The organism is Sorangium sp. So ce590 (genome assembly GCF_051521365.1).
Classification (GTDB): Bacteria; Myxococcota_A; Polyangia; order Polyangiales; family Polyangiaceae; genus Sorangium.
Genome location: NZ_CP150346.1, coordinates 3,772,165 through 3,795,760, shown reverse-complemented (window position 1 = coordinate 3,795,760; position 23,596 = coordinate 3,772,165). Strand labels below are relative to the sequence as shown.

The 23,596-nt window shown below is 72.6% G+C and carries 19 protein-coding genes; 10 read left to right on the top strand and 9 right to left on the bottom strand.

The genetic code is table 11. From position 1 onward, the window contains the following. Positions 1 to 28 precede the first annotated feature (28 nt). Both WMF28_RS14380 and ndk read right to left on the bottom strand, forming a co-directional pair. Entirely contained in the window at positions 29 to 907 is an 879-nt protein-coding gene (locus WMF28_RS14380) for a hypothetical protein (protein WP_437602787.1), read from the bottom strand. Beyond that, positions 907 to 1,341, bottom strand: coding sequence for a nucleoside-diphosphate kinase (ndk, locus tag WMF28_RS14375; RefSeq protein ID WP_437580377.1), 435 nt, complete (start codon positions 1,339 to 1,341; stop codon positions 907 to 909). Before ndk ends, WMF28_RS14380 begins: the two co-directional genes overlap by 1 nt. Before the next feature lie 363 nt (positions 1,342 to 1,704). Between ndk and WMF28_RS14370 the strand changes: the two genes are divergently transcribed. The 7 genes from WMF28_RS14370 to phoU all read left to right on the top strand — a co-directional run bounded on the left by WMF28_RS14370 (position 1,705) and on the right by phoU (position 8,657). Next, complete coding sequence (locus tag WMF28_RS14370; protein WP_437602786.1) at positions 1,705 to 2,400, top strand: response regulator; 696 nt, start codon at positions 1,705 to 1,707, stop codon at positions 2,398 to 2,400. Positions 2,401 to 2,407: 7 nt separating this feature from the next. Beyond that, positions 2,408 to 3,892, top strand: a complete 1,485-nt coding sequence (locus WMF28_RS14365; protein ID WP_437602784.1) for a HAMP domain-containing sensor histidine kinase — start codon at positions 2,408 to 2,410, stop codon at positions 3,890 to 3,892. An 86-nt stretch (positions 3,893 to 3,978) separates the two neighbouring features. After that, a complete protein-coding gene (gene pstS, locus WMF28_RS14360) occupies positions 3,979 to 5,094 on the top strand; it encodes a phosphate ABC transporter substrate-binding protein PstS (protein ID WP_437602783.1) in 1,116 nt (371 codons plus the stop codon). 76 nt (positions 5,095 to 5,170) lie between these two features. Then, entirely contained in the window at positions 5,171 to 6,133 is a 963-nt protein-coding gene (gene pstC / locus WMF28_RS14355; protein ID WP_437602782.1) for a phosphate ABC transporter permease subunit PstC, read from the top strand. After that, complete coding sequence (gene pstA / locus WMF28_RS14350; protein WP_437602781.1) at positions 6,130 to 7,041, top strand: phosphate ABC transporter permease PstA; 912 nt, start codon at positions 6,130 to 6,132, stop codon at positions 7,039 to 7,041. The genes pstC and pstA overlap by 4 nt, the downstream gene beginning before the upstream one ends. 9 nt (positions 7,042 to 7,050) lie before the next feature. Next, on the top strand, positions 7,051 to 7,908 hold the full coding sequence (gene pstB, locus WMF28_RS14345; protein WP_437602780.1) for a phosphate ABC transporter ATP-binding protein PstB: 858 nt from the start codon (positions 7,051 to 7,053) through the stop codon (positions 7,906 to 7,908). Between the two features lie 17 nt (positions 7,909 to 7,925). After that, the gene (gene phoU / locus WMF28_RS14340; RefSeq protein ID WP_437602779.1) at positions 7,926 to 8,657 is read left to right on the top strand and encodes a phosphate signaling complex protein PhoU; all 732 of its coding nucleotides are present in this window, start codon (positions 7,926 to 7,928) and stop codon (positions 8,655 to 8,657) included. Between the two features lie 59 nt (positions 8,658 to 8,716). Here the strand turns inward: phoU and WMF28_RS14335 are convergent, their stop codons facing one another. From WMF28_RS14335 to WMF28_RS14320, 4 genes are all read right to left on the bottom strand, one after another. Continuing rightward, entirely contained in the window at positions 8,717 to 9,220 is a 504-nt protein-coding gene (locus tag WMF28_RS14335; RefSeq protein WP_437602778.1) for a molybdenum cofactor biosynthesis protein MoaE, read from the bottom strand. Beyond that, complete coding sequence (gene moaC, locus WMF28_RS14330; RefSeq protein WP_437491183.1) at positions 9,217 to 9,732, bottom strand: cyclic pyranopterin monophosphate synthase MoaC; 516 nt, start codon at positions 9,730 to 9,732, stop codon at positions 9,217 to 9,219. Before moaC ends, WMF28_RS14335 begins: the two co-directional genes overlap by 4 nt. 65 nt (positions 9,733 to 9,797) lie before the next feature. Then, positions 9,798 to 10,916, bottom strand: a complete 1,119-nt coding sequence (moaA, locus tag WMF28_RS14325; protein WP_437602777.1) for a GTP 3',8-cyclase MoaA — start codon at positions 10,914 to 10,916, stop codon at positions 9,798 to 9,800. 21 nt (positions 10,917 to 10,937) lie between these two features. Then, positions 10,938 to 11,189, bottom strand: coding sequence for a MoaD/ThiS family protein (locus tag WMF28_RS14320; protein WP_437580366.1), 252 nt, complete (start codon positions 11,187 to 11,189; stop codon positions 10,938 to 10,940). 127 nt (positions 11,190 to 11,316) lie between these two features. Here WMF28_RS14320 and WMF28_RS14315 point away from each other — a divergent pair, with 127 nt between their 5' ends. Continuing rightward, on the top strand, positions 11,317 to 14,862 hold the full coding sequence (locus WMF28_RS14315) for a protein kinase domain-containing protein (protein WP_437602776.1): 3,546 nt from the start codon (positions 11,317 to 11,319) through the stop codon (positions 14,860 to 14,862). A 172-nt stretch (positions 14,863 to 15,034) separates the two neighbouring features. Here the strand turns inward: WMF28_RS14315 and WMF28_RS14310 are convergent, their stop codons facing one another. Continuing rightward, complete coding sequence (locus WMF28_RS14310) at positions 15,035 to 15,727, bottom strand: hypothetical protein (protein ID WP_437602775.1); 693 nt, start codon at positions 15,725 to 15,727, stop codon at positions 15,035 to 15,037. A gap of 322 nt (positions 15,728 to 16,049) precedes the next feature. On the opposite strand from WMF28_RS14310, the gene WMF28_RS14305 reads away from it, so the two are divergent. Then, a complete protein-coding gene (locus WMF28_RS14305; RefSeq protein ID WP_437602774.1) occupies positions 16,050 to 18,053 on the top strand; it encodes a PAS domain S-box protein in 2,004 nt (667 codons plus the stop codon). A 39-nt stretch (positions 18,054 to 18,092) separates the two neighbouring features. Here the strand turns inward: WMF28_RS14305 and WMF28_RS14300 are convergent, their stop codons facing one another. Next, positions 18,093 to 21,701, bottom strand: a complete 3,609-nt coding sequence (locus WMF28_RS14300) for a protein kinase domain-containing protein (RefSeq protein ID WP_437602773.1) — start codon at positions 21,699 to 21,701, stop codon at positions 18,093 to 18,095. 266 nt (positions 21,702 to 21,967) lie between these two features. Beyond that, entirely contained in the window at positions 21,968 to 22,828 is an 861-nt protein-coding gene (locus WMF28_RS14295) for a hypothetical protein (protein WP_437602772.1), read from the bottom strand. Here WMF28_RS14295 and WMF28_RS14290 point away from each other — a divergent pair. After that, positions 22,811 to 23,530, top strand: coding sequence for a hypothetical protein (locus WMF28_RS14290; protein WP_437602771.1), 720 nt, complete (start codon positions 22,811 to 22,813; stop codon positions 23,528 to 23,530). The two genes, WMF28_RS14295 and WMF28_RS14290, sit on opposite strands and share 18 nt — an antisense overlap. The last annotated feature ends 66 nt before the right edge of the window (positions 23,531 to 23,596 follow it).

Here is a 23,596-nt window from a genome sequence, read left to right as displayed (position 1 = left end):
CACGGCCGCGCTAGCACCGGCACCGGCGTCAGAACGTCATGGTGACGACGCGCCCGCCTGCCCCCTCGACGAGATCGACGCGCGCGCGGCGCGCGACGACGCGGGCGACGGCGGCGGCCCGCTCGCCGCCGTCGCGCAGCACCACGTCGAGGGAGACCACCGGCGCCCCCTCGCGCGGGCCGCGCTCCGCGATGCGCACGGTCGAGCGCCCGTCCGGCAGGCGGGAGACGGTGAGGTGAGGGCTCGCGATGCCCGCGGCGCTGACTATGCCGACCGCGAGCTCCATGAGCCCGCTCACGGCGCGCACGTCGCCCTCCACCTCGTTGGCGCGGCTGTCCGCGGAGGCGACCGAGATGCCGACGACCGGCCGCCCCTCGACCGCGGAGGCGCTCCAGTTGCGGAGCACGTCGATGAGATCGAGCGGCGTCGGGCGCAGCTCGAGGGTCGCGATCACGAGCTCGGACAGGCGCAGCGCGCCGCTCAGCTCCCGGGCCGTCCTGCGCACCGACGCCTCGAGCGCGAGGCGCTGCCGCGCGTCGATGCCGCGCTCGGAGCCGGCGCGCTCCCCGCGGCCGCGCCCGGGGCCGCGCCCCGGCGGGGCGCTCGCCGCGGCGCGCGACAGCTCTTCCGTGAGGCGCGCGGCCTCGACGCCCGCGTGCTCGAGCAGCGCGCACGCGGCGTCGGCCGCCGCGGCGTCGTCGGTCTCGACGAAGCCGTCGCGGACCGCCGCGGAGAGGCTGTCGAGGGCGGAGACGAGCGCCGCGCACCCCTCACACACCTCCGGCAGCGCGAGGGCGACCCCGCGCGGCCCGACGCGGCGCGAGCCGAGCAGGTGCGCGAAGCTCTCGATGCCTGCAGCGCCGTCCCGCGCCGCGCCGAGCGCAGCGGCGAGCCGCTCGCCGAGCATCAGTTCGTCGCGCTCGGAGCGACCTCGTAACCCGCGAAGAAGTAGCCGATCTCGCGCGCAGCGGTCGCCGTCTTGTCGGACCCGTGGACCGCGTTCTCGCCCACGTTCGCCCCGTACAGCTTGCGGATCGTCCCCTCCGCCGCCTTCGCCGGGTCGGTCGCGCCGATGACCTCGCGGTACTTCGCGACCGCGTCCTCGCGCTCGAGCGCCATCACCAGGATGGGGCTGCGCGACATGAACGTCACGAGCTCGTCGAAGAAGCCGCGTCCACGGTGCTCGGCGTAGAAGCCTTCCGCCTCCGCGCGGGTGAGGTGGATGCGCTTCATCGCTTTGATCGTGAAGCCCTCCTGCTCCAGGCGGGCGATGATCGCGCCGGCCGTGTTCTTTTCTACCGCATCAGGCTTGATGATTGAGAGGGTTCGCTCGAGGGCCATGGGCGGCCCAGTTAGGCGAAAACGCCCAGCGTTGCAAGCGCCACGCATTCCGTCCTCAAGGTCCGCGATCCGTCCCGCTGCGCGCCCCCGGCGTGCTCTCGCGCTCCCGTCGCTTCCGCCCGCCTGCCGCCACGCCGCTCCCGGCGGCCCCCCCCGGCTGCGCCCGGCGCTGCCCCAGAGCTGCCTCCGCTCGGGCCGCCCGCCCTCCGGTGCGCTTCCCTTCCGCCGTCCGTCGCGCCTCGCTGCGCTCTCCTCGCCCTCGCGCTCCACCGCCTGCTCGCAGGAGCTCCGCCTCGCGACGACGACGCGCGGCACGTGCGATCGCCATCAAGCTGTCACAATGCGCTGCTACACCCATCGGCCATGCCGAGCCACGTGCTCATCGTCGAGGACGAGCGCGACCTGCAGCGCGTCCTCACGTACAACTTCCGTCAAGCTGGGTTCGATGTGGTCTCCGCCGGGAGCGGAGAGACAGCGCTTCGCGCGGTCAAGGAGGAGCGGTTCGATCTCGTCCTGCTCGACCTGATGCTCCCGGACATGTCGGGCACCGAGATCTGCCGTCGCCTCAAGCAGAACCCGCAGACCTCCGCGGTCCCCGTCATCATGGTCACGGCCAAGGGGGAAGAGATCGACCGGATCGTCGGCTTCGAGCTCGGGGCCGATGACTACGTCGTCAAGCCGTTCAGCGTGCGAGAGCTCATCCTGCGCGCCCGGGCGATCCTCAAGCGCTCCGAGAGCCCCACGTCGGCCCCGGAGAAGTTCGACTTCGGCATCCTGCGGGTCGACAGGGCCGCGCACAGGGCGTGGGTGCAGGAGAACGAGATCGCGCTGACGGCGCTCGAGTTCCGCCTGCTCATGATGCTCCACGATCGCCGCGGGCGCGTGCTCTCGCGCGATCTGCTCCTCGACGAGGTGTGGGGCTCGCACGTCGACGTCACCGCGCGCAACGTCGACACGCACGTGAAGCGCGTCCGCGAGAAGCTCGGGGCGGCCGGCGACTACATCGAGACCGTGCGCGGCGTCGGCTACCGGTTCCGCGCCGGGCCCGAGGTCGCCTAGGGGCTCCATGCTCGTGCTGAGGCAGCTCGGCGTCGGCGCGAAGCTCGTGGCGGCGACGGTGCTCGTCCTCCTGCTCGCGGGCGTCCCGATCGAGCGCCTCGCCGCGCGCGACATGGAAGCGGCGCTGCTCGCGGAGCACAGCCCGCGCGCCGCCGTCGACGCGGCCCTCTCGCGCTCGCGGCGGACCTTGCTGTTCGGCATGGGCGCCGTGATCGTCGTCGCCGTCTCGGTCGGCGCCGCCACCACCTTCTTCATCACGCGCCCCATCCGGAGGCTGACCCGCTTCGCGCTGGCGATGTCCGAGGGCGACCTGTCGACGCGCGCGCCCCTGCGCGGCTCGGGCGAGCTCCGCCAGCTCGCGCGCGCACTGAACCACCTGACGAGCGAGCTCTCCCGCTCCATCGCCGACGTCCGGACCGAGCGCGACCTGCTCGCGGGCATCCTCGACGGCATGAGCGAGGGCGTGCTCGTGCTGGATCGCGACGGGCGGATCCTCCTCGCCAACCGGGCGCTGCGCGCGATGGCCTCCCTCGACGAGGACGCGCTGGGCCGCTCGGTCATCGAGTCGATCCGCAACGCGCGGCTCACCGAGGCGATCCAGCTCGCCGGCCAGCGGGACGAGCCGGTCGACGTCGAGGTCGAGCTCGGGCGGACGCTGCCGAGGCGGCTGCTCGTGCGCGTGTCGCGCCGGAAGGGCCCGGCGCGCGCCGGGCGTGACGCGCTCGACGCGCGCGCGGAGCACGGCGGCGCGTCGGCGGAGCCGGGGCTCATCGCGGTGTTCCACGACGTCACCGATCTCCGCCGGCTGGAGACGATCCGGACCGACTTCGTCGCCAACGTGTCCCACGAGCTCAGGACGCCGGTCACCGCGATCAGCACCGCCGCCGAGACGCTGCAGCTCGGCGCGCTGCAGGACCCCCTCGAGGCCGCCGAGTTCGTCGACGTGATCGATCGGCACGCGAAGCGGCTCTGCCACCTCGTCGACGACCTGCTCGACCTCTCGAAGATCGAGGCGAAGAGCTTCCCCCTCGCGCTGGCGGAGCTCGACATCGTCCCCGCGATCGATCATGTCACGCACCTGCTCGCCGAGGCGGCGCGCCGGCGCAGGGTCACGCTGACCGTCGACGCCGCCGCGCTCGCGCCCGCGCGGTGCGACCGCCGCGCGCTGGAGCAGGTGCTCATGAACCTGCTCGACAACGCCATCAAGTACGCGGGTGAGGGCGCTCACGTCACGGTGAAGGCGCGCTCGCTCGATCACCAGGTGACGATCGCCGTCGCCGACGACGGGCCCGGCATCCCGCCCCACCACCTGGGCCGCATCTTCGAGCGGTTCTACCGCGTGGACGCCGGCCGCTCACGCGATCTGGGCGGCACGGGGCTCGGCCTCGCCATCGTGAAGCACCTGGTCGAGCTCATGAACGGCTCGATCGAGGTCGAGAGCACAATCGGCCGCGGCACTCAGTTCACCGTCCGCCTCGCGCGCGCGGCGTGAGCCCGCAAAGTCAGGGAAACACGGTGCTCGCCCTTCCACCCTGCTGTCACACAGCTGTCACAGAACTCGACTACGCCTGGCGGTGCATGGCTCGAATTCTGCTCACCCTGACGATGCTCCTCCTGGCCGCCGCATGCGGTCGCTCCGACGCTCCCCAAGAGGCCGGCTCGCTCCCTGGCACGAACAAGAACGCGGCGCCCCAGCCGGCCGCCGGCGGGGAGGTCCCCCTCACCGGTGCGGGCGCGACGTTTCCGTACCCGCTTTATATGAAGTGGATCGCCGAGTTCCAGAAAGCGAACCCCAAGGTCAAGATCAACTACCAGTCCATCGGCTCCGGCGGCGGGATCCGGCAGATCACCGAGCGGACCGTCGACTTTGGCGCCACCGACGCGCCGATGACCGAGGAGCAGCTCGCGAAGGCCGCCGGCATCCTGCACCTGCCGACCTGCCTGGGCGCGGTCGTCCTGACCTACAACCTCGAGGGCGTGCCGTCGGGCCTGAAGCTGACGCCGGAGGCGGCCGCGCACCTCTTCCTGGGCAAGATCAAGAAGTGGAACGACCCGGCCATCCAGAAGGAGAACCCGGACGTGAAGCTCCCCGACAAGGACGTCGCGACGGTCCACCGCTCGGACGGCAGCGGGACGACCAAGATCTTCGTCGACTACCTGAGCGCGGTGAGCCCGGAGTGGAAGAGCGGGCCCGGGAGCGGGACCAGCGTCAACTGGCCGGGCGGCCTCGGCGCCAAGGGCAACGACGGCGTCTCCGCCCTCATCATGAGCACGCCCGGCGCGATCGGCTACATCGAGCTCGCGTACGCGGTGCAGAACAAGCTCACGTTCGCCTCGCTCAGGAACAAGAGCGGCAAGTTCGTCGCCCCGTCGCTCGAGAGCACGACCGCCGCGGGCGCCGGCGTCGCCACCCGGATGCCGGACGACCTCCGGGTCTCGCTCGTCGACGCCGAGGGCGAGGACGCGTACCCCATCGCCGGCTTCACCTACCTGCTCGTGTACCAGGAGCAGAAGGAGCTCGCGAAGGGCAAGGTGCTCGCCAGCTTCGTAAAATGGGCGCTGCAAGACGGCCAGAAGTTCACCAACGATCTCCACTATGCGCCGCTGCCGACGGCCGTCGTGGAGAAGGTCGACAAGAAGCTCGCCGCGCTGGTGGGCCCTGACGGCAAGCCCCTCCTCGCCCCATCACCATGAAGGAAGGCGCGTCAGCGGCGCATACGGCGCTCCGTCGCGCGCGCAGGATAGGTCCATGAGCACGGTGGAAGTCCCGATGCAACAAGCCGCATCGTCCGCGCCGGTGATCGACGCGGCGCGCGGCGCGCGCGGCGCGGATCGAGCGTTCCGCGTCATCCTGACGGTGTTCGGCCTGACGGTGCTCGCGGTGCCCACGCTGATGGTGCTGCAGCTCGTCCAGTCATCCCGGCTGGCCATCGACAAGTTCGGCCTGGGGTTCCTCACCGGCACCGTGTGGGACCCGGCGCGCGAGCAGTTCGGCGCGCTGCCGTTCGTCTACGGCACGGTCGTCACCTCGCTGATCGCCATCGTGCTCGCGGTCCCCGTCTCGCTGGGACTCGCGATCTTCCTGTCGGACCTGGCTCCCCACCGGATCCGCAAGCCGCTCGGCTTCATGGTCGAGCTCCTCGCGGCGATCCCGAGCGTCGTCTACGGGTTCTGGGGCATCGCCGTGCTCCGCCCCTGGCTCCGGGACACCGTCGAGCCGTTCATGATCGAGTACTTCGGCTACCTGCCCCTCTTCGAGGGCCCGCCGCTCGGCTTCGGCATGTTCGCCGCAGGCGTCATCCTCGCGATCATGATCGTCCCCACGATCACCTCGGTGTCGCGCGAGGTGATGCAGGCGGTCCCGCAGCTGCATCGCGAGGCGGCGATCGGCCTCGGCGCGTCCGCGTGGGACACCATCCGCTACGCGGTCCTGCCGTCCGCGCGCTCGGGCATCATCGGAGCGATCATCCTCGGGCTGAACCGGGCGCTCGGCGAGACCATGGCGGTCACGATGATGATCGGCAACGTCCCGAAGGTGAGCGCCTCGATCTTCCACCCCGGGTACTCGATGGCGAGCGTCATCGCCAACGAGTTCGTCGAGGCGACAAGCGACATGTACGTGTCGGCGCTCTCCAAGATCGCGCTGCTCCTCTTCGGGGTCGCCCTCGTCCTCAACCTCTTTGCCCGGTGGCTCGTGAGCTCGACCAAGAGCAAGCTGGAGAGGCGCGCATGAGCAGCGACACCCCTGCCCCCGTGGCGAGCCCGTCCACCGCCCCCCGACGCACGCTGCTCACGCCCGCGCCCGGCGAGCGCCTGCGCCGCGCCCGCGGCTACTTCTTCGAAGGGCTCTGCGCCGCGAGCGCCGTCGTCGTCCTGGTCCCGCTGTTCTTGATCTTCATCTACGTGGTCGGCAAGGGCCTGAGCGGGCTGTCCCTCGACTTCTTCACCCAGCTCCCGAAGCCGGTCGGCGAGGAGCGGAGCGGCATGGGCAACGCCGTCGTCGGCACGCTCATCCTGGTCGCCATCGGCTGCGGCATCGGGCTGCCGACAGGCATCCTCGCCGGCATGTACCTCGCCGAGATCGGGCGGGGCAAGCTCGCGAGCGCCATCCGGTTCATCGCCGACGTGCTCGGCGGCGTGCCCTCGATCACCATCGGCGTGTTCGTCTACGCCCTCGTCGTGGTCACGATGAAGCGCTTCTCGGCGCTCGCCGGCGGCATCGCGCTCGCGATCGTGATGCTCCCGACGGTGACCCGCACGACCGAGGAGCTGCTCAAGCTCGTGCCCGCGCACCTCCGCGAGGCGTCGCTCGCCCTCGGCGTTCCGGAGTGGCGCACGAGCCTGCTCGTCGTGCTCCGGACGGCCTCTCCGGGCATCGGCACCGGCGTGATGCTCGCCGTGGCCCGCATCGCCGGCGAGACCGCGCCGGTGCTCCTCACCGCGCTCGGCTCCCAGTACTGGAGCGTCGCCATCGACCGCCCCATCGCCTCGCTGCCGGTGCAGATCTGGAGGAACGCGACCTCGCCCTACCCGAAATGGCAGCAGGAGGCCTGGACCGGCGCGCTCGTGCTGATCGCCATCGTCTTCTTCCTCAACTTGCTCGCCCGCATCGCGACGTCCCGGAGCGTCAAGGCACGTTAAAGGCACCCGATGAGCTCGTTCGACTCACCGCACAATGGACAGACCGGGGAACGCCGCGGAGACCTCGACGCCGACGTCGACCACCGCTCCGCGGAGCCCGAATCCGAGGCGCCGCCGGCCAAGATCAGCGTCACGCGGTTGAACGCATATTTTCACAAGTTCCACGCCATCCACGACATCACGTTGGACATCCCGGACGGCCATGTCACCGCGGTCATCGGCCCGTCCGGATGTGGCAAGTCGACGTTCCTGCGCTGTCTCAACCGGATGCACGAGCAGGTGCCCGGGGCCACGGCGAAGGGCTCGGTGATGATCGACGGCGTGAACATCTATGATAAGGCAGTCGACCCGGTGCGACTGCGCCGCCGCGTCGGCATGGTGTTCCAGAAGCCCAACCCGTTTCCCACCATGTCGATCCGCGAGAACGTCCTCGCCGGGCACAAGCTGAACGGGGTCTCCGTCAAGAACTCCACCGGTCTCGTCGAGAAGTGCCTGCGCCAGGTCGCGCTCTGGGACGAGGTGAAGGACAAGCTCGACCAGTCCGGGCTCTCGCTCTCCGGCGGCCAGCAGCAGCGGCTCTGCATCGCCCGCGTCCTCGCCGTCGAGCCCCAGGTGATCCTGCTCGACGAGCCGTGCTCCGCGCTCGATCCGATCGCGACCGCGCGCGTCGAGGAGCTCATCGATGAGCTGAAGCAGCGATATACTTGCGTGCTCGTCACGCACAACATGCAGCAGGCCGCGCGGTGCTCCGACTACACGGCTTTCTTCTACATGGGGGACCTGGTGGAGTTCGACAGAACCGAGACAATTTTCACCAACCCGAAGGAAAGCAAGACGGAAGATTACGTCACCGGTAAGTTCGGCTGAGGGGAGAGGGGAATTTCATGCCGACGTCGCGCACGAGCAAGGTCTACGAGCACGAGCTGCGCACATTGCGCGAAAAACTGCTCCTGATGGGCAGTCTGGTCGAGGAGATGATCCAGAAGGGCTCGACCGCGCTCGCGACGCGCGACACGGGCCTCGCCAAGGCGACGATCCGGCTCGATCGCCGGATCAACCGCCTGGAGTGCGAGGTCGACGAGCTTTGCATGAGGATCCTCGCGACGCGCCAGCCCGTCGCTTCCGACCTGCGCTTCGTCACGACCGCGCTCAAGATCGTCACCGATCTGGAGCGGATCGGCGACCTCGTGGTGAACGTCTGCGAGCGGGTGCAGGAGCTCAACGAGGAGCCGCCGCTCGCGCCGGCGGCGGAGCTGCAAGGCCTCTCGGACGAGGCGATCGAGGTGGTGCACGAGGCGCTCGACGCGCTGGTCGCCCGCGACTGCGAGCGGGCGCAGCAGCTGCTCACGCGCGACGACGTGATCGACGAGCACTACGCCCGCATCTTCCAGGAGCTGCTCCGCATGATGAGCCGCGATCCGAGCACCGTGTACAGGGCCACGCGCATCCAGTCGATCGCGAAGTACCTGGAGCGCATCGCCGATCACGCCATGAACATCGCCGAGTCGGTCGTGTTCCTCGTCAAGGGCACGGACATCCGGCACAGCAACCACCTGAGGGAGAACGACCCGCTCACCTCGCCGCCGCCGCCGCCGCCCGGGCTGCGCCTGCGCTAGGCGACGCCGCCTGGAGGCGCCTGGCGCAGGCGCGCCGCCGCCGGGGCCCATGGCTTGCGCTAGGCGCCGCCAGTGCCGTCTGGAGGCGCCGCCCCGCCGTGGCCGTGCGCGTGCCCGTGGTGCTCCTCGGGCCCGTGCTCGCCGCCGCAGCGGGCGTCCTCCCAGCCGACCCAGTACGGGCCGTCCGGGCCGTGCTCGCGCTTCCAGATCGGCAGGCGCGCCTTGATGCCGTCGATGAGCAGGCGGCACGCCCGGAACGCCTCGCCCCGATGCGGCGCGCTCGCGGCGCAGGCCACGGCGACGTCGCCGATGTGAAGCGCGCCGACCCGGTGCGTCGCGGCGACGCGCACACCGGGGATCTCCGCGGCGATCTCCGCCAGGACCCGCTCGATCTCGGCCTCGGCCATCGTCCCGTAGGCCTCGTACTCCAGCAGCGTGACCGACCGGCCGTCGTTGACGTCCCGGACCACGCCGAGGAACGTGGCGATGCCGCCCGCGCCAGGATGGGACACGGCGGCGATGAGCTCGTCGAGGCTCAGCGGCTCGGCGCGGATCCGGCTCACGGCGCGCTCCTCTGGAAATGACCGGAACGGCCCCCGCTCTTCTCGAGGAGCTTGATCTCCGAGATCACCATCTCGCGGTCGATCCCCTTGAGCATGTCGTAGATCGTCAGGCACGCGGCGCTCACCGCGACCATGGCCTCCATCTCGACCCCGGTGCGATCCAGCGCCTCCGCGGCCGCGGTCACCCGGATCGCCGCGGAGGGCTCGTCCACGTCGAGCTCGACCGCGACGTGGGTGAGCGCGATCCCGTGACAGAGCGGGATGAGCTCCGGCGTGCGCTTCGCCGCCATGATCCCGGCGATCCGCGCCGCGGCGAGGACGTCGCCCTTCGGCGCGTCGGCGCGCGCGACCCGGGCGATCGTCTCGGGGCGCATCAGGACGGCGCCCGACGCGACCGCGCGGCGGTGCGTGACGGGCTTGCCTTCGACAGGCACCATGCGGGCCTCGCCGCTCGGGGACAGGTGGGTCGAGAGCGCTCCGCCCTCGCCGGGTCGATCAGGGGTCTGCGACATCGCTCCGGAATCTGACACGGCAGCCGCCAGGACCGAAGCCGATCCGTGATCCGGCGCCGCGCAGGTCAGCCGCCGATCGCGCGGATCGACACCGTGGAGGCCGTCTCTTCCGTGCAGCCCTTCCAGACCTTGCCGTCCGGCTTGAGGCGCCACGCCTCGTCCAGGCGCCGGCGGATCGCCGCCGGATCGCCCGCCTTCGCCTCGCGCGAGGCGTCGACGCCGTCGTCCGTGGCGAGGCAAGGCCGGAGCACGCCCGTCGAGGAGACGCGCAGGCGATCGCAGCTCTCGCAGAACGTGTCGCTCGTGCCCGTGATGAACCCCACGCGGAGCGACGGGTCGCGACGCGCACGGACGTACCTCGCCGGCCCGAGCCCGGGCTCGGTGACCGCGTCCTCCTGGAGGAGGTGCTCGGCGAGGCGCGCCCTCATCTCGGGCGCGGTGACGAGGTGCTCGCCGACGAGCTTCGCGCCCTCGGCGATCGGCATCACCTCGAGGAAGCGCGGGACCATCCGCCGCTCCCAGGCCCACAGCGCGAGCCGCTCGATCTCGTCGTCGTTCACGCCGCGGAGGACCACCGTGTTCAGCTTGATCGACGAGAAGCCCGCCGCGATCGCGGCGTCGATGCCCTCCAGCACGCGGGCGAGCTCGCCGCCGCGGGTCATCTCGCGGAAACGCCGGGGATCGAGGGAGTCGATCGAGACGTTCAGGCGATGCAGCCCGGCCTCGCGCAGCGGCGAGGCGAGCCGCGAGAGCTGCGAGGCGTTCGTCGTGAGCGCGAGATCCTCGAAGCCGAGCGAGGCGAGGCACGCGACGATCGAGACGATCTCGGGGTGGAGCAGCGGCTCGCCGCCGGTCAGGCGGACCCGCCGGATGCCGGCGTCGCGCAGGGCCTCGAAGATGGTGCGCCAGGCGGACGTCATCAGCCGGACGTCGGCGTAGCCGTCGTGGCGCGACGGGCGGCAGTAGGTACACGCGAAATCGCACCGGTCCGTGACCGAGATGCGCACGCTCCGCGGCGCAGGCCCCGCCTGCGCAGAGGTCCCCCCGCCGGCGCCCTCCCGGTACGGGATCACGGCGGCGCGGCGGCCGGGTTCCCCGCCGCCGACGAGCGGCAGCGAGCGCCGCTTCGAGGCCGAGGCTTCGGCCGCCGTGCGCGCAGAATCGAGGCCGGTAGAAGAAGGCATGACGTGTCCCTAGCGGGTCCCCTAGCCGCCTGCCACCGGTGGGATGAGCGCCACCTCGTCACCGAAACCTACAGGATCGCTCGAGGTCGCATAGACGCCGTTCACCGCCACCCGGATAGAGCCCTTGTAGGGCGTCAGCCCCGGATAGCGAGCGCAGACGTGATCCAGGAGCTCCGCCGCAGTGCAGGGGCCAGGCAGGGGCAACGCCACTTCTCCGGCGCCGAGGACGTCCCTCGCGCCTGCGAAAGCGAGCACGCGAACCGCTGCATCCATGGCTGCAACCTAGCATCGCGCCGCTGCCGCGACACGACGAACTGGGGCCGAGCGACCTGGGAGCGCCCGAGCGAGATCGAGTCTACCGGGCCCGGCCGGCACGGCTATCATCGGACCGCTCACCGCCATGTCCGAAGAAGGCTTTTTACCGGGCACGATCCTGGCCGGTCGCTACCAGGTCCGCCGCGAGCTAGGGCGCGGCGGCATGGGGGTCGTCTATCTTTGCCGCGATCTCGTGATCGACGAGCGCGTCGCCGTGAAGCTGCTCGACCGGCCAGGCGCGGCCGCGCGCCCCGAAGACGCCTGGTGGTTCCAGGAGGAAGCCCGGGCGCTCGCCGGCCTCTCGCACCCGGCGCTCGTGAAGGCCCGCGACTTCGGCGCGCTCAGCAACGGGACGCCTTACCTCGTGATGGACGCCGTCCCGGGGAGGTCGCTCCACGAGTGGCTCTACCTCGCCCGGCTCGAGGACCCGCTGCCCTGGCCGATCATCTGGAGCGTCATCGACCAGGTCCTCGGCGCGCTCGCGCACGCGCACGCGCGCGGGGTGATCCACGGGGACCTGAAGCCGTCCAACGTCCTCGTCGACCTCCAGCACGGCGGCGAGCCGCCGCTCGTGCACGTGCTCGACCTCGGGCTCGCGTGGCTCATCCAGGACCGGGTCGATCACCGGCTCGACGGCTCCAGGGAGAGCGAGCCCACCGTGCGCTGGGGCGCGGGCACCCCGGGCTGGATGGCGCCGGAGCAGATCCGCTTCGCGGCGCCGCACGTGGGGTCCGCGACGGACCTCTACGCGCTCGGCTGCATCCTCTACGCCCTGCTCGCCGGCGGCGAGGTCTACGACGGCACGAACGACGAGCTCCTCCAGCAGCACCGGAGCGCGCCGGTCCCGGACCTGCCGCTGCCCCCGGAGGTGCCGGGCGACGTCGCGAAGTTCGTGAAGCGGCTGCTCGCGAAGCGGCCCTGGCACCGCTTCGACTTCGCGGGCGACGCGCGGCGGGTCTGGAAGCGGTTCGAGCCGCGCAGCGACGTGAACGTGACCGCCACGCCGCTGCCGCTCGCCCTGCTGACGAGCGGCCGGCTTCCCCCGAGCCGCAAGGAGCTGCTCACCCCCGAGCTGATCGAGCCTCCAGACGACGATCCGCCGCCGTCCGTGACGACCACCGGCCTGCTCGCGCTCCGGCCGAGCCCGTTCGTGGCCCGGACGGGCGAGCGGGCGCGCCTCATGGAGGTCGTGGCCGAGATGGTCGACGCGCCGAAGGCGATGCACCGGTTCGTCCTGCTCGCGGGCGAGGCGGGCGTCGGCAAGAGCCGGCTGGCCGAGTGGCTCTGCGAGGAGGTCCACGAGCGGGCGTTCATGGTGCCGCTCCGCGCGCGCTACCGGCGGATCGCGGCGCCGCTCGACGGCGTCCTCGGCGCGGTGACCCAGCACTACCGGCTGGAGCGGGCCGAGCGCGAGATCGTCGAGAAGGTGCTGATGAACCTCTGGGAGGTCCCGCCCGAGGACGAGGTCGGCAAGACGTGGGTCGCGGCGACCGCCGAGTGGATCAAGCCGTCGCCCCCGGGGAGCGAGGCGGTCGGTCCGACGGGGAAGCGCTTCCGGCTGGACCGGCCGGAGCTGCGCTGGCTGATCATCCGCAAGACCCTGGAGCGGATCGGCCGCGACCGGCCGGTGCTCCTCTGGCTCGACGACCTGCACTACGCGTCCTCGACGACGTTCGAGGGGCTCCTCACGCTCCACCGCGACGCGCCGAACCTCGGCCTGCTCGTCGTCGCGACCGTCCGGAGCGAGGCGGTCGAGAGCGATCCGGTCGCGGCGAAGCGGGTGGAGGGGGCGCTCGCGGCCTACGGCGGGGAGCGGCTCGACGTCGCCCCGCTGAACCCCACGCAGACGCACGCGCTGCTCCGGGAGACGCTGCCGCTCGACGACGCCGCGGCCGAGGCGGCGACGGCCCGCTGCAAGGGGAACCCGCTCTTCGCGCTGCAGCTCTTGCACGCGTGGGCGGGCGGCGGCCATCTGCAGCTCCGCGCGGGCAAGTACTTCGTGCCGAAGGCGTCGATGGCCGTGCAGGCGGCGACCACCGCCGACCTCTGGGAGGAGCGGCTCGCGGCCCTGCCCGAGGAGCTCCGGGCCGGCGCGCGCGCCGCCGCCGCGCTCGGCGGCGACATCCGGCGCGAGATCCTGCGCGCGCTGCTCACCCCGCTCGACATCCCCGCGGACCGCGCGATCGCGGCCATGCAGCGCGCCCAGATCCTCCTCGCCGTGGGCGATCGCCTCCGCTGGCCGCACGCACTGCTCCAGGAGCACCTCCTCTCGCAGCTGTTCCTCGAGCCGGACGCGGCCCGCGTCTTCCGCGCCGCCGCCGACGCGCTCGGCGCGCACCCGGCCGCGTCGAGCCGCCGCATCCTCCGGCACCGGGTGGTCAGCCTGCTGCGCGCCGGCGACACCGACGAGGCGGCGGCGCTCATGCACGCGCACGTGGCGGCGCACTGGCAGAGCTCGCGCGACATCGCCGCGACGCTGCGCGATCTCGCCGTGCTCGACGGCAAGCTGCCCGGGGGCAGCGACTCGCGCCCGGGCCTCCGGGGCGGCGTGGAGACGCGGCCCGCGCTGACGGGGACGCGGCTCGGGACGCAGCTGCGCTTCCGGGCCGAGGCGCTGCGGCTGGCGGGGCGGCTCGAGGAGGCGCGGCGCGACGCGGAGGACGCGCGGCGCATCTTCGAGCACGCCGGCGATCGGGAGAACCAGGCGCACTGCCTGCGCCTGCTCGGGCACATCGCGTCGGACGTCGGCGCGGAGGCGCAGGGCCGGCGGCTCGTGGCGCGCGCGCACGCGATCTTCGACGAGATCGGCCACCGTCACGGGCAGGCGCAGTGCGAGGTGCTGCTCGGGGAGATCGACTACCAGCTCGGCGAGCATGCGCGGGCGCGGGCGGTGCTCGCGTCGGGGGAGGCGCGCTTTCTCGAGGTCGGCGATCGGCTCGGCCGAGCGCAGTGCCTGCTGCTCCAGAGCATGGTCGAGCAGGCCGGGGCGCTCTCGGAGGCGGCGCGATCGTTGCTCACGACGGCGCGCGCCAACTTCGACGCGATCGGCTACCGGCTCGGGCTCGCGCAGTGCGACCTGACGCTCTCGCACGTGGATCACCGCCTCGGCCGCTTCGAGGCGTCGCGCGCGGGCGCGCTCGCGGCGCGGCAGAGCTTCCGCGATCTCGCGAACCCGCGCGGCGAGGCGGGGTGCGAGCGGCTCCTCTCGATGGCCGCGCTCGACGCGGGCGCGCCGGAGCTCGCCGAGGAGCACGCGCTCTCGGCCGGCAGGATCTACGAGACGCTCGCGGACCCGTGGGGCCTCGTCGAGGCGCGGCTGCTCTTCGCGCAGATCGCGCTCCACCGCGGGGACGCGGAGCAGGCGCGCGAGCACCTCATCGCGTGCGAGGCGGTGGCGCTCGCGGAGGCGGAGCCGCGGCAGCACCGGCACCTGACGCTCGCGTGGCTCGCGTACCACGAGGGGCGGTTCCACGAGGCGGCGCGGGAGCTCGACGCGGCGCGGGCGTCGTTCAAGGACAGCCGGACCGGGGACCACACGCCGCAGCTCCTGGAGCGGTTCGCGCGGATGGGGTGGCCCAAGCCGGCGGGGACGCGGATCAGCGGGTGGATGCGGACGCTGGCGCTCGCCTGATTTCCGAGGCGAGTTAGGCGTGTTCCGTGGCGCTACAGACGCTTCCAGCCGAGACGAATGTCAGGCCCGAAGCGACAACACGTCCCCAACGGCTCGTGTGGTTCGCGGGGTGGTGGGGCCCCGACGAGCTTTGCTCGGCGGGGCGGCGGGGGCGCGTGCCCCCGCCGTGTAACTAAAGCGGTAGCCAGAAGTCGGGGCCGAAGAGGCGGCGCGCGGCCTCGATGGTGCGGAGGGCGCGGGGGAGGTCGAGCTTGGCCTGGTGCTCGGCCAGCTGCACGACGTAAGGGATCCAGAGCGGCCGGCAAACGACGAGCGCCGCGAGGTGGAACTCCGCTTCCTCGGTCTGACCGAGGTCCACCGCAACCCGCGCAAGGAGGCTGTGCACCGGGACCGGCGACCCGAGCGGCGCGATCGCCGTCGCACAGCGACGCACGTTCTCCGCGGCCGCCTCGCTGGGATGCCGCCGGAACTCCTGGAACGCCTCCTCGAGCTCGTGCTCGTCGCTGACCTGCTCCGGCAAGTGCTCCGCAACGAGCTTCTTCCAGTGATCGACGAACGGCAGCTCCGCGAGCGCGCTCGACCTGTCGACATGAGCGAGGAGCAGATCGGCCTCCTTCCAGTCGCCAGCCTCGCGGGCGAACTCGAGACCGGAGACGACCCGGGCCTCCTCATGGAGGCCCGGCTCCTTCGTCAAGAGCCAGCGCTGCCAGTAGAGCGCACCCCGGAAGGCGACGCGCGCGAGCGGATCCTTGCCCTCGGCGCGCATCTGCAGCGCCACATCCATGAGCGCGCTCTTGTGCCGCTGCACGTCCCCGACCTCGAGGCTCACCGGCCAGGCGCAGAGCCCGCACGCCTCGGAGATCATCGTGCCCCCCTCGCGCCGCGCGAGCGCGGCCCGCCAGCAGGTCGTGCAGCAGGAAACCTCCCCGACACAGCACAACGCTACCACGACGCGCGCGGCACGCGAGAGGTCGTCGCCGGCAAGTGGCAGGCAGACAACAGCTCCGCGCGCGACGGCGACGCACAGAGCGGGCTCATGGTTCTCGATCTCCACCGAGGCTTCCTGCACAATGGCCGTTGGCGGCGGCAGAGGGGGAAGCAGGCGGCCGCTCGAGGTGCGGATTGGCGATCGAGCTCGAGAGGACAACGCGGCAGCAGGACACTCCCGGCGCCAGGCGGCGCCAACGATGAGCCATCGTGATCTCTACCGGGCCGCGTTCGAGGCGGCCGAGGACGCGCTCCTCCTCCTCGAGAACGGCCGCGTGATCGACGCCAACCCGAGCGCGGTGCGGCTGCTCGCCGGGCCAACGGAGGGCCTGCTCGGGCGCGAATTCACGGGCCTCTCGCCGCTCCTGCAGCCCGATGGACACGCCTCGGCGGAAGGCCTGAAGCAGCGGATCGACGCGGCGAGCCGCGGCGAGCCGCAGCGGTTTCGATGGCTCTACGGGCGACCGGGCGGCGGGTTCATCCAGGCCGACACGCAGCTCGCCCGGCTCGCCCTCACCGAGGGCACGGGGACGATCCTGCGCGCGGTGGTGCGCGAGGAGGACAAGGAGCAACGGCGCCTCTACGCGCTCGCCGTCGACATGCTCGGCATCGCGACGCTCGACGGACGCTTCAGGGAGCTCAGCCCCTCGTGGGAGCGCACGCTCGGGTTCAGCCGCCAGGAGCTGATGGACCGGCCGTACGTCGAGTTCATCCACCCCGAAGACAGGGCGCGCACCCTCTCGGAGACCGATACGTTCTCGACCGGCGCGCAGACGCTCACCTACGAGAACCGCTTCCTCTGCAAGGACGGCTCGTACCGGTGGCTCGAGTGGAACGCGATGCTCGCGCTCGACGAGGGGCTCGTCTACTTCGTCGCCCGCGACGTGACGCGGCGCAAGAGCGCCGAGCTGGCGCTCCGCGAGTCCGAAGAGAAGCTGCGTGCGCTCTACGAGGGCATCCCGCACGTCCTGACCGTCGTCGACAAGGACGCGCGGATCGTCTCCGTGAACCGGACTCCTCTGGGGATCGATCAGGAGAGCCTCGTCGGCCGGAGCCTCCACGATTTCACGTCGCCGGAGTACCACGCCACCGTGAAGGAGGCGCTGGAGACCGTGCTCCGGACGGGCGACCGGGCGCACTACGAGGTGGTCGGCGTCGGGATGAACGGCGGGCGAGCGTGGTACGCGAACCACGTCAGCCCGATCCGGGGCGCCGACGAGGTCACGAACGTGCTCATCGTGGCGGAGAACATCACCGAGCGCCGGCGCGCCGAGGAGCTGCGCCGGGAGAGCGAAGCGCGGTTCCACGCGGCCGTCGAGGCCAGCATGGACGCGTTCCTCACGATGAGGTGCCGGCGCGACGAGGGCGAGGAGATCGCCGACCTCGTGATCACGGGCCTCAACGCGCGCGCCGCGGCGATGCTGTCGATGCAGCGCGAGCAGCTCCTCGGCCAGCGCCTCTCGGAGCTCGATCACTCGGTCGAGGCCGGCGTCCTCCTCGAGAAGTGCCTTCGCGTCATCCGGAAAGGAACGCCGCTCGCGGAGGAGATTTTCCTGCCCGCGCCGCCCACCCAGCCGGCGCGCCCGGGCGCCTGGGTGCACCACCAGGTCGTGCCGATCCAGGACGGCGTGGCCGTGACGATGCGGGACACCACCGACCGCAAGCGGCTCGAAGACCAGCTGCGCCAGTCGATCGAGCGCCTCGAGGCGTACGCCGAGGAGCTGGAAGGCAAGAACCGGATGCTCGCCGAGGAGAACGCCGAGCGCGAGCGGACCGCGAGCGTCCTGCGCCAGCAGCAGGAGGCGATCCGCGCGCTGTCGACGCCCATCATCCAGGCGTGGGAGGGCGTCCTCGTGCTGCCGATCATCGGCGCGCTCGACAGCGGCCGGGCCACGCAGATCATGGAGAAGCTGCTCGGGGAGGTCGTCCGCACGCAGGCCCACTTCGCCGTGCTCGACCTGACCGGCGTGGAGGACGTGGACGCGCCGACCGTCGACCACCTGTTCCAGGTGGCCCGGGCCGCGAGCCTGCTCGGCAGCCGCTGCCTCATCTCGGGCATCTCCCCCCGGGTCGCGCAGGCGATCGTGGAGCTCGGCAGCGACGCGCGGACCTTCGAGACCTTCGGCGAGCTGGAGGACGCCCTGCGCCACGCGCTGCGCGTATCCGGCGCGCGCCTGCCGAAGGTGCAGCGCAAGGCGCGGTAGCTCCCTCGGGGCTCCGCCCCGAACCCGCGCCGCGCGCGTCTACGCTTCGTCGGCCGCGAGCTCGTCGTAAAGCTCACGGGCCCGCGCCGCGTGGCGCGCCGCCTCGGCGCCCTCGCCGATCGCCGCGGCGTACGCCACGGCGCGGTCGTACGCCGCCGCGGCTGCCCGCAGATCGCCGCCCCGATCGTAGTGGTGCGCGAGGAGGGCCGCGCCCTCGTCGCGCGCCACCGCGTCCGGGGCGCGGTGCTCGAGCCAGTCCGCGACGAGCAGGTGGATCCGCCGCCGGATCTTGAGGCTCAGCATCTCGTAGGCGACCTCGCACGTGGCGTGCTCCGCGAACACGTACTCGCGCTCGCCGGGGAACGACGCGGGGGTGCGGAGCCGGATCAGCTGGCGATCGCACAGGCGCGCGAGCAGCTCGGCGGTGGAGGCGCCGGCGCCGTGCCGCACCGAGAACGGCGGGTCGAGATCCTGGAGCTCGGCGAGGATGCGCTCGCTCGACATCGGCGAGCGCGCCTGCGGGGCGTCGTTCCGGAGGCGCTCCACCGCGCCCTCCCAGAAGGTCCGGCCCACGACGGCCGCCTGGGCGAGGAGCCCGCGCGCGTCGGCGTCGAGGCGATCGAGGCGCGCCTGGACGACGCCGTGCACCGACGGCGGCAGGCTCAGCGTGCCGATCGCGTCCTCGCGCACGCGCCAGGCGCCGTCCTGCACCTCGATCGCGCCGGCGTCCACGAGGAGCTGGAGCATCTCCTCGACGGTGCGCGGGTTGCCCTCGGCGCGCTCGGCGAGCGCGCGCACGAGCTCCGGGTCGAGCTCCGAGACGCCGCGGAGCCGATCCCGGATCATCTCCTCCGCGTGCCGCCGCGCGAGCGGGAGCGCGTCGACGCGGACGTAGGCTTCCTTCGCGATGCCCCAGTCCGGGCGGCGCTCGTAGAGCTCGGGGCTCGCGGCGCACACCGCGCAGAGCGGCAGCCCCTCGGCGTGCGCCACGAGCTCCTCGATGAGGTCGAGCGTGGCGTCGTCGGCCCACTGGAGGTCGTCGCACACGATCACCATCGGCGTCCGCTCGAGCGCGAAGGTGACGAGCTGCGCGAGCGCGGCGGCGATCCTGCGCTTCGCCAGCACGCTGCCGCGCGCCGCGGCCTCGAGGAGCCCGGCAGGCGCAGGCCGCGCGCCCAGGATGGCCGCCAGCCGGGCGAGGATGTCCTCGAGGTCGCTCGATCCGCTCGACCTCGCCAGCGACGGGGATGGATCGAGCTCGTCGTCGTCCTCGTACCGCACCGCGCCGGCTGCCCTGCGCCCGCTCACGGTCGAGCTGACCGGCCCTCGCAGGGGGATGGTCGACGCGCGGGTCACCATGGGCGACGCGCCCCCGAGCGCAGCGCGGGTCCCCGCGCCGGCGGCCTCCTGCTCGGCGCGGGCGCGGGCGCGCGCGGTGCGCAGGCGGAGCCAGCGCAGGCCCCGGCGCAGCTTGCGCAGGATGACCTGGGCCGGGTCGGCCTCGTGGATCCCGAACCAGCGGCGGAGCAGCGCGCCGGCCAGCCCGTAGCTCGTCTCCCGCGCGAGCGCCGAGCACTGCGCCGAGAGGACGATCAGCCCCTCGGACGGGGAGGACGCGGCGCCGCGCTCGGACGAGGGCGCGCCGAACGCCGGCCCGTCGCCGAGGCCCGCGATGAGCTCGGCGAGCATCCGTGTCCGGCCCACGCCGGGCGCGCCGACCAGCGTGACGAGGCGCGGCCGCCGCTCGTGGAAGGCGGTCTCGACGAGATCGCGCAGGCGCTGCATCTCCGCGCCGCGCCCGACGAGCCGCGTCGCGAGCCCGTGGAACTCGGCCGGCGCGAACGCGCGGTGGAGCGGGGCCTCGCCGAGCACGCGGTAGATCGGCAGCGCCGCGCCGCGAGCGGCGGGCTCCGGCGACGCCGGCGCCGCCCGGACCGCGCCGGAGTCCGCGCTCGCCTCGATGGGCTCGACCCGGAAGCGCCCGAGGACGAGGCGGTGGGTGTCGCGGCCGATCACGATCGCGCCGCGCGGCGCGAGCTGTTGCAGGCGCGCGGCGACGTCCACCGCGTCGCCGAGGACCGCGAGATCCTGGCGCGCCGAGCTCGCGGCGCCGACGAACACCCGCCCCGTCGAGATCCCGATCCGCACCGAGAGGCGGAACGAGCGCGCCGCGCGCGGCAGCGTGAGGCGCGGGATCGCGGCCTGCGCGCCGAGCGCCGCGACGATCGCCCGCTCCGCGTCGCAGTCGGTCGAGCGCGGGACGCCGAAGACGGCCATGACGCGCCCGCCGATGGGCCGCTCGACGATCCCGTGCATCTGTTCGACGTGCTCCGCGAGCGCCTGGTAGCAGCGATCGACCACGTCCTTGACGTCCTCGGGATCGAGCCGCGACGAGAGCGCGTTCGCCTCGGACAGATCGGCGAACAGGACGGTGCAGACCCGGTGCTCTCCGCCCTCGAACGGGACGCCGGCCCGGCCCCTCGGCGCGCTCCGATCCGGGCTGACGCTCCCCCGGCCCCCGCTGCTCTCCGGCGGCCGCCGCTGCGGCCGCGACGCCGGCGGCCGCGACGGCGGCGGGATCGAGAGCGCGGGCGGCGGAGGCAGCGGCGGCAGGTGGACGGCGGCGAAGTCGAGCAGCCCGTCGGGGTCGTTGTCGGCGTCGTCGTCCGCGGCGCCGCCGTCCGGGCCGAACCCGGGCGCGCGCAGGGTGTCGCGCGCCACAACGACGACGCTGGAGCGCTGGGCGGCCTCCAGGGCGGACCACATCTCGCCGAGGTTGTGGAACCGCTGCGCGGGGTTGATCGCGAGCGCGCGGCCGAGGACCGCATCGACGTCGGCGCTCGCGTTCACCCCGCGGGCGCGGAAGCTCGGCCGGATCGACTCGTCGCTCGACGCGACGAAGAGCTGGATCACGTCGCTGCCGGAGAGGGCGGGCTGACCGCTGGCGACCTCGACGAGGATGAGGGCCATCGCATAGACGTCGGTCCATGGCCCCGTGGCGCCGAACCGCGGGCTGAACTGCTCCGGCGCGCCGTACTGCGGCGTGAAGGCGCGGAACGTTCGTCCCGTCTGGACGAGCGCCTCGGCGAACGTCGGCGTCTCGGAGAAGACCTTGGCGAGGCCGAAATCGAGCACCTTCATGCGGTCGCCGAGCAGGAACAGGTTGGCCGGCTTCACGTCCCGGTGGGACACGTTCTCGTCGTGGGCGACGGCGAGCGCGGAGGCGACCGGCGCGAGGAGCTTGATCGCCTCGGCGAGGCTCCTCGGCGGCAGGTTCTCGGCGCGGCGGCGCCTGAGATCGTGCTCGAGCGTCTCGCCCTCCAGCCACTCCATGACGATGTACGGCGTCCAGGGCCCCTTCGGCGCGGCCGCAGCGCCGATGTCGAGCGCCTGGACGATGCCCATCGTCCGGCGCGAGAGCTGGTGGAGCAGGCGCGCCTCCTCGCGGAACTTGGCGAGGAAGGCGTCCTGCGGCTCAGGGCCCAGGCCCGTCGGGATCTTGAGGCATTTGACGGCGACCGGCGCGTCGAAGCCGAGGTGCCGGGCCCGGTAGACGACGCCGAACGCACCCTCGCCCGCCAGCGCCTCGACAGCGAACTGACCGTCGATGATCGACCCCACCCAGCCGAACGGGTCGCTGGCCTGCATCGTTACCTAGGCTACCTGCTGCGACGAACCACGAGCAAGAGAGGCAGAGGCAACGGCCGGCGCAAGTCGCGGGCCCGGACCGCTGGGGCCGGCGAGGAGGGGCTACGCGGGGGCAGTGACGGTGGGGAGATGGACGGCGGTGTGGCTGGCACGGCGTCCGAGAAGATCAGCGGGTGATGAAGGTGAAGAGATCCTCGTCGCCCGTGAAGGTGAGCACCTCACCCCCCTCGTGTTGAGATCGACCACGGGGCCAGGGCTCGCGCAGCTCACGCCGCCGGGACGCCGAAGAAGTAATAGCCCTTGCCACAGAGCGGGAATTCATAGGTGCCGTACTCCCACCGGAACGAGCCGCCGAGCGGGGCGACCATCTCCCGCAGCTCGGCCTCGGTGTAGACGCGGAGCGTGCTCACCACGCCGTCCCACACGCTGGCCGCCGCGGCGATCGGCGTCGCCCACGTGAGCCACGCCTTGGCGGCCCGGGATCGGCGCGTGAGCAGCGGGTTCGCGGCGAGCGCGGCGACGCCGACCGGCACCATGGGCAAGAACCCCAGCGGGTTCCGCTCGAACCCCTCGGACAGGAAGATGCCGGACGAGCCGCGCGCCGCGTCCGCCAGGATCGCCCGCGCGAGCGCGGGAGAGAAATGGTGGAAGGCGTTGATCATCAGCCGCGCGCGGCCCTCGGCGAGCGCCCGCGGGATGCGCGTCGCGTCCACCGGCGAGGGCTCGAAGGCGACGAGCGACGGGTGCCGCGCGGCGGCTGCCGCCCACGCTTCCGGCTGCGGCAGGACATCGGTGAGCACGAAGCGCGGCGGCGTCGCGCCCGCGCGGAGGAGCTCGTCGATGAGCACCTCCGACGGCCCGGCCGCGCCTGCGCCGAGCTCGATGACCTCTGTCGCCCCCGAGGCGGCGAGGAAGCGCCGGAACGGCGCGATCAGGCCGCGCAGCATGCCGCCCCACCGGATCGTCCGGCTCAGCGACTCGATGATGAGCTCGCGCAGCGGACCGGGAGACCACGGCGAATCGTTCCACTCGAAGAGCGAGAGGCGAGGGAGACCGCGCTGCATCCGTTCACCGTCGACCGCCGCGGGCGGCGGCGCCATCCTGAACGCATGAACTTCCTGCTTCATCGGCACCTCGCCGCGCGCGACCTCGGCTCGGTCGCCGCCGGCGCGGGCGCGATGCTCCCTGACCTCTGGCGCATGGCGGACCGGCGCGTGAAGCCCGCGCGCGCGCCCGAGCGCCCCGACGCCCCGACGACCTGCCTCGCCGAGGTGCTGGCCGGCATCGATCACCACGTCGCCCTCGACCGCTGGTTCCACGCCGCCCCCGTCTTCGTGGAGGGGGAGCGCCGCCTCTCCGAGGCGCTGCGCGGCGCCGCGCTCGGCGCGCCGCGGCTGGCGCTGTTCGCCCACGTGCTCTGGGAGATGTGTCTCGACGGCGCGCTCGTGCGCCGGACCGGCCTCGCGCCCCTCCTCGACGACCTCCGCGCCGGCCTCACGGCCATCGCCGGCGCGCCCACCGAGGCCGCCGCCTCGCTCCATCATTTCGACCGGCGCGCCCCCTCCCCCACCGCCGCGCTCACCGATCGCCCCGCCTTCGAGGCGCGCCTCCGTCACATCTGCGACGAGCTCGCCCGCGGCCCCTGGATCGCCGGCTACCAGCACGGCGCCGGCCTCACCCTACGCCTCTCCGGCGTGCGCGCCCGCTTCGGCATGCCCCCCTTCACCCCCGAGCAGCACGACCACCTCGCCGCGCTCCTCGACACCCTCACCCCCTCCGCCGACGACGCCCTGGACGACCTCCTCCACACCGCCCCGCCCCGCCGCTAAGCCGTCCCCCATCCCTCCCTCTTAATCCCGACGGCGCCCCGCGGCGGTCACCCGCACAGGAGACGG